This window comes from Rhodoglobus aureus (assembly GCF_039527955.1).
GTDB lineage: Bacteria > Actinomycetota > Actinomycetes > Actinomycetales > Microbacteriaceae > Rhodoglobus > Rhodoglobus aureus.
The window spans coordinates 46085-58511 of record NZ_BAAAKW010000020.1; the positions used below are offsets into that span (position 1 = coordinate 46085).

The 12427-nt window shown below is 58.3% G+C and carries 10 protein-coding genes; 6 read left to right on the forward strand and 4 right to left on the reverse strand.

The window, feature by feature from the left end; all coding sequences use genetic code 11:
• Positions 1–34: 34 nt before the first annotated feature.
• A complete protein-coding gene (sepH, locus tag ABD112_RS05645) occupies positions 35–1045 on the reverse strand; it encodes a septation protein SepH (protein ID WP_343923976.1) in 1011 nt (336 codons plus the stop codon).
• 200 nt (positions 1046–1245) lie between these two features.
• Between sepH and ABD112_RS05650 the strand changes: the two genes are divergently transcribed.
• The gene (locus ABD112_RS05650; RefSeq protein ID WP_040800223.1) at positions 1246–1539 is read left to right on the forward strand and encodes a DUF4193 family protein; all 294 of its coding nucleotides are present in this window, start codon (positions 1246–1248) and stop codon (positions 1537–1539) included.
• Here ABD112_RS05650 and ABD112_RS05655 read toward each other — a convergent pair.
• On the reverse strand, positions 1514–1969 hold the full coding sequence (locus ABD112_RS05655; protein ID WP_343923979.1) for a DUF3093 domain-containing protein: 456 nt from the start codon (positions 1967–1969) through the stop codon (positions 1514–1516). The two genes, ABD112_RS05650 and ABD112_RS05655, sit on opposite strands and share 26 nt — an antisense overlap.
• A gap of 69 nt (positions 1970–2038) precedes the next feature.
• Here ABD112_RS05655 and dut point away from each other — a divergent pair, with 69 nt between their 5' ends.
• The 5 genes from dut to dxs all read left to right on the forward strand — a co-directional run bounded on the left by dut (position 2039) and on the right by dxs (position 8926).
• Positions 2039–2503 carry a dUTP diphosphatase gene (gene dut, locus ABD112_RS05660; protein WP_343923981.1) on the forward strand — a complete coding sequence of 155 codons (465 nt, stop codon included), beginning with the start codon at positions 2039–2041 and terminating at the stop codon, positions 2501–2503.
• The gene (locus ABD112_RS05665; protein ID WP_343923983.1) at positions 2500–3111 is read left to right on the forward strand and encodes a DUF3710 domain-containing protein; all 612 of its coding nucleotides are present in this window, start codon (positions 2500–2502) and stop codon (positions 3109–3111) included. The genes dut and ABD112_RS05665 overlap by 4 nt, the downstream gene beginning before the upstream one ends.
• Complete coding sequence (locus tag ABD112_RS05670) at positions 3108–3839, forward strand: DUF3159 domain-containing protein (RefSeq protein WP_343923985.1); 732 nt, start codon at positions 3108–3110, stop codon at positions 3837–3839. Before ABD112_RS05665 ends, ABD112_RS05670 begins: the two co-directional genes overlap by 4 nt.
• Positions 3840–4020: 181 nt before the next feature.
• The gene (acnA, locus tag ABD112_RS05675) at positions 4021–6837 is read left to right on the forward strand and encodes an aconitate hydratase AcnA (protein ID WP_343923987.1); all 2817 of its coding nucleotides are present in this window, start codon (positions 4021–4023) and stop codon (positions 6835–6837) included.
• A 142-nt stretch (positions 6838–6979) separates the two neighbouring features.
• Entirely contained in the window at positions 6980–8926 is a 1947-nt protein-coding gene (gene dxs, locus ABD112_RS05680) for a 1-deoxy-D-xylulose-5-phosphate synthase (RefSeq protein WP_343923988.1), read from the forward strand.
• 102 nt (positions 8927–9028) lie between these two features.
• On the opposite strand, the gene ABD112_RS05685 is transcribed toward dxs, so the two are convergent.
• Positions 9029–11152: a 3-hydroxyacyl-CoA dehydrogenase NAD-binding domain-containing protein gene (locus ABD112_RS05685; protein WP_343923989.1), complete on the reverse strand. Its 2124-nt coding sequence runs from the start codon at positions 11150–11152 to the stop codon at positions 9029–9031.
• A gap of 2 nt (positions 11153–11154) precedes the next feature.
• On the reverse strand, positions 11155–12351 hold the full coding sequence (locus ABD112_RS05690) for a thiolase family protein (RefSeq protein WP_343923990.1): 1197 nt from the start codon (positions 12349–12351) through the stop codon (positions 11155–11157).
• Positions 12352–12427 lie beyond the last annotated feature (76 nt).

Here is a 12427-nt window from a genome sequence, read left to right on the forward strand (position 1 = left end):
CCGGCGTCGACTGTGCCCGCTGCACGTGAATTGTTTAGGCGGGATCGTCGTCCGGCTTAGTGCCGAAGACGATGTCGTCCCAACTGGGCATTGCTACCCGGCGTCTGCGCGCCTTCGCTGTCGGCTGGGGCGCTGTCGCGTGAGGAGGTGCGGGGGTGTCATGCCTCTGCTCAACAACGGGAGGATCGAGAAGCCGCATTGATGGCTCAGGGCTAGTGGATGGCGCTTCATCCTCGTCTTCAGCGTCGAAGCTCGCGGGCTCGCGCTCGCCACGGCGTCGGCGTAGAGCGTCGAGGAGGTCGGCAGTTTGGTTGCCAACTCCCGCTTCCGCTGTGCGGTCACGCATGACCGGAAGCTCTGCCGGCCGAATGGGTGCTGGCTCTTCGTCGAGGTCGTTGACGTCGAACGCGCCGCTGTCGAAGCGCGCTGCATCCGCTGTGCTGTCTGCCGGAGCCACTGCGCGGAGTCGCGGAATGAGCGCACCGGCAGCTTCGCCCTGTTGTGACAAGGTTTTCGCTTCGTTGTTGAGAGGTGACAGCGATTGACGTTTCGGGTCAAACTGCCAGCGGGCGTCATGGTCAATTTCGCTGGCGGTGAAAGCCAGCTTCACGATCCAGCCTGTTTCGGGATCTTTCCAGCTCGCCCAACGCTCGTCGGCGGCTCGGAGCTCAAGCAAGCGTTCTTGAATAGCGGATCCGAAGGTGCGTGAGGACGTGAGCGAGTCTGTCTCGCCCGCAACGTGAACGGGAACGCCGAGCGCGGACTCGATGACGAATTCGCGTTCGGCCATCACTGGGCCTTCGAAGCGAAGAATGTATTCCAGATCTGCACCGGACACGCTTGCAACGTCTTGTGCTGACATGCCGGCACGGATGTGTGCCTGAATTTCGCGGGGCGCGAGCTTAGGGCTGGCCCCGACTTGACTTCGACTCTGCCGGAGGCGTGACTGAAGCACGCTGTCTACAGCGAGACGGTACTGCGTTCCATCAGTGCCTGAAACGATCAGTGCACCGTCTTGTACTTCGACTACCCGAAGGTCTTCCATAGTGAACTTCTCCAGCCCTGACGATTCCGCTTTAGGATTGCACGGAGTTGCCCCAAAACGTGGGAATAACACGCCTCGGATAACAGTTGTCACAGGCGCTGCACAGTGATGCAGATTCGGCGGTTTGCAATTCGGCTAGCTTTCATGCAAACTGTGGCCGCCGATTCCGGTGATTCAACGTAAAACAGAAGTGGATGGGCATGGCCACCGACTACGACGCACCTCGTAAGACCGACGACGACTCCGAGTCGATCGAGGCTCTTAAAGAGCGTGTTCCTGACAAGATGTCGGGCTCGGTTGATGTCGAGGATTCAGACAACCCGGCGAACTTTGAACTCGCAGGGGCAGACCTTTCTGACCTTGACCTCGACGTGGTTGTTCTGCCTCCTCAGGCTGACGAATTCACTTGCGTGAGCTGCTTCCTCGTGAAGCACCGCTCGCAGGTAGACCACAACACCAAGCTCGGCGCTATTTGCTTGGAGTGCGCAGCTTAGACTGCGCGATTGCTTCAGCAAGCAACTCGGGAGTGCGACTCGACAACAACCAATATGGCGTCGGGTCGCCCTCATCGTTGACCTCCAGTTTTGCAACCGGTGCAACCCAGCCTCGAATCATTAGCCAGGCACGCGCATCAAGGCGCTGGCCTCGTTCGAGAGTCGCTTCTGCGCCGTCGAAAGTTGCTACTGCACCGATGATTGTTATCGGCAATCGCGCTTTTCCGGCACGAAGCTCAGCTTCATCTACTTCGATAGTTGGCGCTGACGACAGCAGGAACAAGACGATGCCGCCGTACAACACTGCAGCGGTGATGTAGCCCGCGACGATGTTTATGGGCATGAAGACCAAAATGCTGGCGGGTATAACGAGTGCGGTGCTGATGTAGAGCCAGGCTGTTGGCCATAGGCGTTCACGATAGATAGTCACTCATCCATTACACACTGCTTTTCGGGTCAGTGTTTCGGGGTCGCGACTGATCTGCACTAACCTCGACTCGTGATCGACAACGTAGAGGTGCTTATCTCCGGAGGGCAAGTGCCCACCTATGCGCATCCAGGTGATGCCGGAGCCGACTTGTATTCGGCTGGCCACTACACGCTGGCTCCCGGTGAACGAGACACAGTTGCTACTGGCGTTTCTGTTGCGCTTCCCGATGGATACGTCGCTTTTGTCGTACCCAGGAGCGGTTTGGCGGCACGACATGGCATCACTGTCGTCAATAGTCCGGGAACAGTGGATGCGGGCTATCGCGGAGAAATCTGCGTTACCTTGCTCAATACTGACGCGGCATCCACGTTCGAGATCGAGCCGGGGGATAGAATCGCGCAATTGATCGTTATGCCGGTGTCCCGTGCTCGTTTCATTCCGGTTTCGACACTTCCCGGTAGTCATCGCGGTGAGTCGGGCTTTGGCTCGACTGGATTCCGCGCAGATTCAACCCAACAAGGAGCTACTTCGTGAGCGACAACACCGAATCTCTTGAACCTCAAGATCAGCCTAAGTCCGCACCAGAAAACCGTGCGAGCGAGGGTCCGCTCGATGAGAGCGAAGCCAACGCGGTTCGCCCGTATGTAGATCTCGGTGGAGTGAAGATTCTGCCGCGTCAAGAGCTCCACTTGCGTCTCGAAGTTGAAGAGGCGAGCAAGCGCGTTGTTGCCGTCGGACTCGACTATTCGGGTTCTACATTGCAGATTCAGCCGTTCGCGGCACCACGTTCGAGTGGGCTCTGGCATGAGATCCGTCAGCAGATTATCGAGCAGGTGCACACTCAGGGGGGAACCACCAAGGTCTCTGAGGGTCCTTTCGGTCCCGAAGTCTTTGCTGAGATCCCCGTTGCCGGTGCAAAGTCTGACGAGAAGCGCATGGCTCGTTTCGTTGGCGTCGATGGCCCACGCTGGTTCTTGCGAGGCGTTATTGCTGGCGAGGCACTTACCGACGCGGATGCCGCGACCAAGATCGAAGATTTGTTCCGTTCCATTGTGGTTGTTCGGGGTAACACGCCGATGCCGCCGCGCGATCTGATTCCGCTTCACATGCCCGCAACGGGTGAGAAGGAATCTCAGGCGTGAGTTCTATCGACGATCCCTCGAATTCCGTGGGTGACGACCAGCCGCCGATAGACCCTTCTGTTCGCGAGGCGTTAGTCTCAGCTGCTCGCCGGTCAGCGGTTGGTCAGGTGGCACCGGGGGAGACCCCGACTGCTGGGGCACTGCTGACAGCAATGGGCGGCATCCGAGGTCTCGTCGAATCAATCCTGCCGGGGTTGAGCTTCTTGGTCATTTTCACTCTGACTCAGCAGCTTGTGGTCTCAGTCGTGATTCCTGTGATTGTGGCCCTGGCGTTCGTCGTTGTCCGGCTGGTATCCCGCACTCCGGTTTCCTCGGCTCTCGTTGGTGTGCTCGGTGTTGCGCTCTCGGCCGGTTTGGCCCTGATCACTGGCCGTGCTGAAGACAACTTTTTGCTCGGTTTCGTCATCAACGCGGTGTTCTTGACCGCGATCATCATCAGCTTGATCGCCCGCAGACCACTGGTTGGCGTTGTCGCCACTCTCTTGGTGCCTGACGCCAGTGATTGGCGCGAAGACAAGGCAAAGTTTTACGTAGCGCTGATCGCGACGTTCGTCTGGGCAGGCATGTTTGCATTGCGGCTCGCGATCGAGCTTCCGTTGTACTTCGCTCAGGCAACACAGGCTCTCGCCACGATGAAACTGCTTCTGGGCGTTCCGCTCTATGCGGGTGTGCTCTGGGTTACGTGGTTGCTGATGCGTGCCGCTTACGGCCGACGGGCATCCGACTAGTTCGTGCTCTTCGCCGTGGCGGCTTAGCCATCGGGTGGCGATAGTGTATATTTATCTTGACATCAAGATACTTTTGGCCTCGCTCGCAGTCCACAAACTGCGATTCAGCCTTAGGCTTACCTTGCTGGATGCAGCGCACGCTCCGCGCAAGGATTGAAGAACCGTAGCAAGGGAGATGACAGTGTCGACAGTCAATAGTTTTGGGTCGAAAGACACACTCACAGTCGGATCAACCGACTACGAGGTGTTCCGCATCGACAAGGTGGCGGGATACGAAAAACTGCCGTTCAGCCTCAAGGTTTTGCTAGAAAACCTGCTGCGCACGGAAGATGGCAAGAACGTCACCGAGGCGCACATCAGGTCGTTGAGCTCTTGGGTTCCCAACGCTGAACCGGACACCGAGATTCAGTTCACCCCCGCACGTGTTGTTATGCAGGACTTCACCGGAGTTCCCTGCATCGTTGACCTCGCCACCATGCGTGAAGCCGTTGCCGAACTTGGTGGAGACCCCACCAAGATCAACCCGCTCGCTCCAGCAGAGCTCGTCATCGACCACTCGGTCATCGCAGACCTCTTCGGCTCCGAGGATGCGCTTGAGCGCAACGTTGAGCTCGAATACCAGCGCAACGGTGAGCGTTACCAGTTCCTCCGCTGGGGACAGACTGCCTTCGATGATTTCAAGGTTGTTCCTCCCGGAACCGGAATCGTTCACCAGGTGAACATCGAGCACCTCGCTCGTGTCACCTACACCCGTGAAGTAGACGGCAAGACCCGCGCTTTCCCTGACACTCTCGTGGGCACCGACTCGCACACCACGATGGTTAACGGCCTCGGTGTTCTCGGATGGGGCGTCGGCGGAATTGAAGCCGAAGCAGCGATGCTTGGCCAGCCTGTCTCGATGCTCATCCCCAAGGTTGTCGGTTTCAAGCTGAGCGGATCAATCCCGGCTGGCGTAACGGCAACCGACGTAGTTCTGACGATCACTCAGATGCTGCGTCAGCATGGCGTCGTCGGCAAATTCGTCGAGTTCTACGGTGAGGGCGTCGGTGCCGTACCGCTCGCCAACCGCGCGACCATCGGAAACATGAGCCCCGAATTCGGTTCGACGGCTGCAATGTTCCCCATCGACGACGTAACGCTCGATTACCTGCGCCTCACGGGCCGAAGCGAAGAGCAAGTCAACCTCGTCGAAGCGTATTCGAAGCTTCAGTCGCTCTGGCACGACCCCAGTGTCGAGCCCAACTACAGCGAGTACCTCGAACTCGACCTCGCAACGGTTGTTCCCTCCATCGCGGGACCAAAGCGTCCGCAAGACCGCGTTGAGCTGACGAATGCGAAGAATCAGTTCGAGATTGACCTCAACAATTACGCGTCGACGGATCACTCCAAGGTCGACGCCGCGATTGAAGGCACGTTCCCCGCATCTGACCCTGTAGGGCTCACTCCCCAGGACGAAAATTCTGCGCACGAGCGTTCGCACAGTCACGCCAGCTACGCGCCATCCACCGCGTCAAAGCCCACCTCGGTGAGCGTCGACGGGGGAGACCCGTTTACGCTCGACCACGGTGCTGTGGCGATTGCAGCTATTACCTCGTGCACCAACACGTCGAACCCGTCTGTCATGCTCGCTGCCGGTCTTCTCGCCCGCAATGCTGCTGCAAAGGGATTGAAGTCAAAGCCGTGGGTCAAGACCACGCTGGCTCCCGGCTCGAAAGTTGTCACTGACTACTACGCGAAGTCTGGCTTGGATGTCTCGCTCGAAGCCCTCGGGTTCTACACCGTCGGCTATGGCTGCACGACCTGTATCGGCAACTCTGGTCCGCTGCAGGACGAAATCTCCAGCGCGATCAACGAGAATGACTTGGCCGTCACCGCAGTTCTTTCGGGTAACCGAAACTTCGAAGGTCGCATCAACCCCGACGTGAAGATGAACTACCTCGCTAGCCCGCCGCTGGTTATCGCCTACGCTCTTGCCGGATCGATGAACTTCGACTTCGACCACGATGCGCTCGGTCAAGACCAGGACGGCAACGATGTCTTCTTGAAGGACATCTGGCCCGACGCATCCGAAGTTCAGGCCACAATCGACTCGTCGATTGACCGTGAAATGTTCATCCACGAGTACGAGGGTGTCTTTGACGGTGACGAGCGTTGGCAGAACCTGCCAACGCCGACGGGCTCCACCTTCGAGTGGGATGAAGAGTCGACCTACGTGCGCAAGCCTCCGTATTTTGAGGGCATGACCATGGAGATTACTCCGGTCAGCTCGATCTCGGGAGCCCGCGTTCTCGCAAAGCTCGGCGACTCCGTCACGACTGACCACATCAGCCCCGCTGGCTCGATCAAGGGCGACAGCCCGGCCGGTCTGTACCTGGCTGAGCATGGCATTGACCGTAAGGATTTCAACTCCTACGGTTCGCGTCGCGGAAACCACGAGGTAATGATTCGTGGAACCTTCGCGAACATTCGCCTCAGGAATCAACTCCTCGATGGTGTCGAGGGTGGATACACGCGTGACTTTACGACCGCGGATGCCGAACAGTCGTTCATCTACGACGCAGCTCAGAACTACGCAGCCCAGGACACTCCGCTCGTCGTCCTCGGTGGCAAAGAGTATGGATCGGGTTCCTCTCGCGACTGGGCAGCAAAGGGCACGAGCTTGCTGGGCGTCAAGGCTGTCATTTGCGAGAGCTTCGAGCGTATCCATCGCTCAAACCTCATCGGTATGGGTGTTCTTCCTCTGCAGTTCCCTGTGGGAGAGTCCTGGGAGTCGCTGGGTCTCGATGGCACTGAAAGCATCAGCATCTCGGGCGTCGAAGAGCTCAATGACGATCGCATCCCGAGCACACTGCACGTAGTGGCGGAGCCGACGGCGCACTCGCCTGAGGGCAAGTCGACCGTGGAGTTCGACGCGAAACTGCGCATCGACACCCCCGGCGAAGCGGACTACTACCGCAACGGCGGAATCTTGCAGTACGTTTTGCGTTCGCTGGTCTAACGAGCAACAGATACAGAAGGCGTGTGGCTAAAGTTTTCACTTTTGCCATGCGCCTTCTGCGTTGTGCGAGCGCGCAATTGCCGTACCTCAGAACCTCATGCGCAATCCTTCATAGGCAGGGCAAGAAGCCTAGAATGAAGGAATGAACTTACTCGAGGGAATAAACGGTCCCCGAGATCTTGACGGTCTCTCCACTGCCCAGCTTGCCGAGTTAGCTCAAGAGATCCGTGAATTTCTGGTTGAGAACGTGTCCCGCACCGGTGGACATTTGGGCCCGAACCTGGGAGTCGTCGAGCTGACGACCGCGATCCACCGCGTCTTCGACTCTCCTCGGGATGCCATCGTCTTCGACACTGGCCACCAAAGCTATGTTCACAAAATTCTTACCGGGCGCAAAGACTTCACACAATTGCGCAGTCAAGGTGGACTTGCAGGGTACCCGCAGCGCTCAGAGTCAGAGCACGACATTGTCGAGAGTTCTCACGCGTCGAGTTCGCTGTCGTGGGCTGACGGAATATCTCGAGCATTCGAGATGACGGGCCAGAGTGACCGTCACGTTGTTGCCGTCGTTGGTGATGGCGCTCTCACGGGAGGCATGACGTGGGAGGCACTCAACAACATTAGCGATGACAACAGTCGCAACCTCGTTATCGTGGTCAACGACAATGGTCGTTCATATGCGCCGACGATCGGTGGTATGGCGCACTTTTTGAATAGCGTGCGCACACGTCGCTCGTATCGCTCGCTGTACAGCTCTAGTCAACGAGTCTTTGGAGCATTTGGTGGACCCGGGCGCGCACTTTATCGCGGCATCCGGGGCGGCGCGCATGGGTTCCTCTCGCGTTTCAGCAACAACGAGGCACTGTATTCCAACCTCGACATTAAGTACTTGGGTCCTGTGCACGGCCATGATATTGCTGCGCTGATAGAAGTGCTTGAGCAAGCAAAGTCCTATGGCGCACCAGTAATCGTGCACGCCATCACTGAGAAGGGCCGGGGCTATGAGCCTGCGCTGCTTGATGTTGCCGATCAATTTCACGCGGTTGGCCAGATTGATCCCGCAACGGGAGAGCCCGTTCAGTCGGGAGGTGCTGCGTCGTGGACGTCGGTATTCTCTGAAGAAATCGTCGCCCTCGCTGACGTCAACCCCCGACTGGTCGGCATCACTGCCGCCATGCTGCGCCCAACCGGACTTCACCTTTTCGCTGAGAAGTACCCGGAACGCGTCCACGATGTCGGCATCGCGGAACAACACGCAGTCACGTCGGCGGCAGGTCTCGCCTATGGCGGACTTCACCCCGTAGTCGCGCTCTACGCGACGTTTATGAATCGTGCCTTCGATCAGGTGCTTATGGATGTCGCGCTGCACCGCGCTGGCGTCACTTTCGTTCTTGACCGGGCAGGTGTCACCGGGCCTGATGGCGCTAGTCACCACGGCATGTGGGATCTCGCCCTGCTTCAGGTCGTACCCAATATTCGAATTGCTGCACCTCGTGACGCTGAGCGACTGCGAGAAGAGCTCGGCGAAGCGGTAGCAGTCGATGACGCACCGACCGTGATTCGCTTCGCTAAGGGCACCGTTGGCACCTCGTACGACGCTGTTCGTCGCACAGACGATGGCGTGGATGTTCTCCGGGAAGACGAGCAGCATGATGTGCTGATCGTGGCTGTGGGCTCGATGGCAAAAACTGGCCTTCAAGTTGCCGAACTTCTGGCAGCTCAGGGAATTGGTGCGACCGTGATTGACCCGCGGTGGGTAGTCCCCGTTGCGCAGAGCGTCATCGACTTCTCGGCGCAGTACCGAATCGTGATCACGATCGAAGACGGAATTCGTGTCGGCGGAATTGGCACCCGAATTCGACAAGATATGCGAGCACAAGGCGTGGACACTGCCGTGAATGAACTGGGGTTGCCCGCCGAGTTCCTCGATCACGGCAGCCGCGACTACATCCTCGACCAGGTAGGCCTCACGCCCCAACACATTGCCCGCGATGTGGTCGCTCAAGTGCTGGGGAGCAAGATTCCGATCGCGCGACCATTGACCGATACCGACTCGCAGCCAGTTTCGCTTCCTGCCGAACGCAGCTAGACGAAAGCGGGCACGCTCAACACTGAGCAACGAAAGAGGACCGATCCAGATTCAGCCTGGATCGATCCTCTTTCGTTGCTGCGCGGCGCTACCGCTGAATACTTACTGCACTCCGCAGATCTGCGGGTCGTGGAACGTTCCGCCGAAGGCACGCTCGGAGGCCCCAGCACGATCGAGATACGGAGTGACACCACCCATCTGGAAGGGGTAACCGGCACCGAGAATGAGGCACAGGTCGATGTCTTCGGCAGCGGCGACGACGTTGTCTTCCAACATCCGATGAATCTCGTCTGCAAGCCCGTCTTCGATACGGATCTGAAGCTCTTCAGCAGTCATGGGCGAGTTGCCGCCCTTGACAATCTTGACAGCCTTCTTCGACACCCCCTTTGACTTACCCTTGCTGTCTCGGTCGAAGATGAAACCGAGTTCAGCGAGCTTGTGTAGGTTCTTGCTTTCGAAAAACCGCTCGGGGAATGCCGCGTGATGAGTGTCGAGCACGTGTGCTCCCACCTTGAGCCCAACGAGCTCGAGAAGCTCGAACGGAGTCATCGGCAGTCCGAATGGTCGGGTTGATTCCTCAACGACCTCAAACGGGGTTCCGGTGTCAACAGCGTGCATAGCCTCGCCCAAAACCTTTGCAAGAATGCGGTTCACGACGAAACCCGGAGTGTCGGTCGTGATGACTGCGGTCTTGCGCAGGTTCTTTGCCGTGACCATTGCTGTCGACAGCGTCTCATCGTTGGTGTGAGGAGTCTTGACAACTTCAATGAGTGGCATCACTGCCACAGGGTTGAAGAAGTGGAAACCGACGAGGCGCTCAGGGTGCGTCAATTTCGCACCGATCTGCTCAACCGATAGCGACGAGGTGTTCGTGGCTAGGATTGCCTCTTCGGAGATGTACTGCTCCACCTCGGCAAACACGGACTGCTTGGCGCCCAGTTCCTCATAGATCGCTTCGATGACCCAGTCGCAGTCAGCAAAGTCTTCTTTGTTCGTCGTGCCGGTGACGAGTGCTGTGAGACGGTTCTTGTCATCGGATGACAGCCGGCCCTTCTCATATAGCTTGTCGATCTCCTGATGGATGGCGGCAACTCCAGCATCTGTCGCGGCCTGATCGAGGTCAGTAATGACCACGGGTACCTGCAAGCGACGGACGAAAAGAAGTGCGAATTGGCGAGCCATCAGACCAGCGCCAATTACGCCGACCTTAGTGACCTTGCGTGCGAGCTCCTTGTCAGGGGCCCCAGCAGGTCGCTTGGCGCGTTTCTGCACGAGATTGAATGCATAGATGCTTGCCTGGAACTGATCTCCAGAGATCATGTCTGCCAGAGCCTCATCTTCGGCTTCGAACCCGGTCTTCTTGTCGGTGTTCTTTGCTGCCTTGAGCAGTGCAAGCGCAGCATACGGCGACTTGGCAACGCGGCCGATGCGGTTGGCGAGCATCTTCTCTGCAATGCCGATCGCAACATCCCACTTGACGGTGCGCTCGATTTTGCCTGGCTCGTTCTTGCGCTTGACCTTCGTGGTGCCGGCGATGACACCGTCGGCCCAGCGGATTGAATCCTCGAGGAAGTTTGCTGGCCCGAACATTGCGTCAGCAATACCGAGCTCGAAGGCCTCAGGGCCCTTGAGCATCCGGTTGTTCTTGAGGGGGTTCTCGATGACAACCTTGAGAGCATTCTCGATGCCGATCAGGTTGGGCAGAAGCCATGCACCACCCCAGCCGGGGATGAGGCCGAGGAACACCTCGGGGAGTGCCAGCGCGGGGACCGAGCTGTCGATTGTGCGGTAATCGGCGTTGAGGGGAACTTCCACACCACCGCCGAGCGCGAGGCCATTGATGAAGACAAAAGACGGAACGCCAAGGTCGCTCAACTTGCCCAGCGCCCAATGGCCAAGCTGGGCCATCTGCTTGCCGGTCTCACGGTCGGGGATCTCGCTGACCTTTGAGAGGTCAGCACCCGCGGCGAAGATGAATGGCTTACCCGTAACGGCTACACCATGGATCTCGCCCGCGGTTGCCCGTTCCTTCTGCTCATCGAGTACGCCCGCAAACTCCAGCAGAGTTGCGGGGCCGAGAGTGTTGGGTCGGGTGTGGTCTTTTCCATTGTCGAGAGTGATTAGCGCAAGTGTGCGCCCCTCTGAGAGCGCCACATCGCGAACGAACGAATGAGTGATGACCTCGTCTTTAGACAGGCCAGCCAGACGTGCAAACTGCTGGGTCATTGTTACTTTGCTCCCTTGTGGTTGGGGTTCTCCCAGATAACTGACCCGCCCTGGCCAAGACCGACGCACATGGCGGTAAGTCCGTAGCGCACCTCGGGGTGCTGCTCGAACTGGGCGGCGAGCTGAATCATGAGACGCACACCAGAGGATGCGAGTGGGTGGCCCATGGCGATGGCGCCGCCCCACTGGTTGACTCGAGGATCTTCGTCGTCGATGCCGTAGTGATCCAACAGCGAGAGAACCTGAACGGCGAAAGCCTCGTTGAGTTCGAAGAGCCCGATGTCATCAATCGAGAGGCCAGCCTTGCGCAGAGCCTTCTCCGTTGACGGAATCGGTCCGATACCCATGATCTCGGGCTCGACTCCGGCATACGCGAAGCTCACCATGCGCATCTTGGGCTTCAATCCAAACTCGCGTGCGGCATCCCCACTAGCGATGATGCTGGCGGTTGCTCCGTCGTTCAAACCTGAAGCATTTCCGGCAGTGATACGACCGTGCGAGCGGAACGGAGTCTTGAGCGCTGCAAGCCCCTCAAGGGTTGTTTCGGGGCGAAGTCCCTCATCGCGAGTCGCCATTCCCCATCCGGCATCGCTCTTGGTGGCGACCGGGATGAGGTCGGGCTGAATGTTGTTCGCCTCATACGCGGCAGTCGCTCGTTGCTGACTACGCAACGCAAAGGCATCTGCGCGTGCCTTAGTGAGGTGCGGGAAGCGGTCGTGAAGCTTCTCGGCCGTATTGCCCATGTTGAGCGCTTCGGGGTCGACTAGCTTCTCGGCCAGGAATCGGGGGTTGGGATCAACGCCGGAGCCCATTGGGTGGTGGCCCATGTGCTCAACGCCGCCGGCAATTGTCAGATCGTACGCGCCAAAAGCGATCCCGCCAGCCATGCTGGTCACTGCCGTCATGGCGCCAGCGCACATACGGTCAATGGCGTAGCCGGGTACTGACGTGGGCAGTCCAGCAAGAAGCGCAGCGCTTCGGCCAATCGTGAGGCCCTGATCGCCCGTTTGCGTCGTCGCGGCAATTGCAACTTCATCAAAGCGTTCCTGGGGAATCTGGGGGTTACGTTCGAGCAGCCCGATCATCGCTTTGACGACAAGGTCATCAGCTCTCGTATTCCAGAACATGCCCTTCTCGCCAGCACGTCCAAATGGAGTACGGACTCCATCTACGAATACAATCTCGGTTTTCTTGGCCACAATGCCTCCACTAGATTCTTGGATGTAGCACTGATCCTAGGTGGCCGAGATTAGCGTTAGGAATCCTTTGATTGTT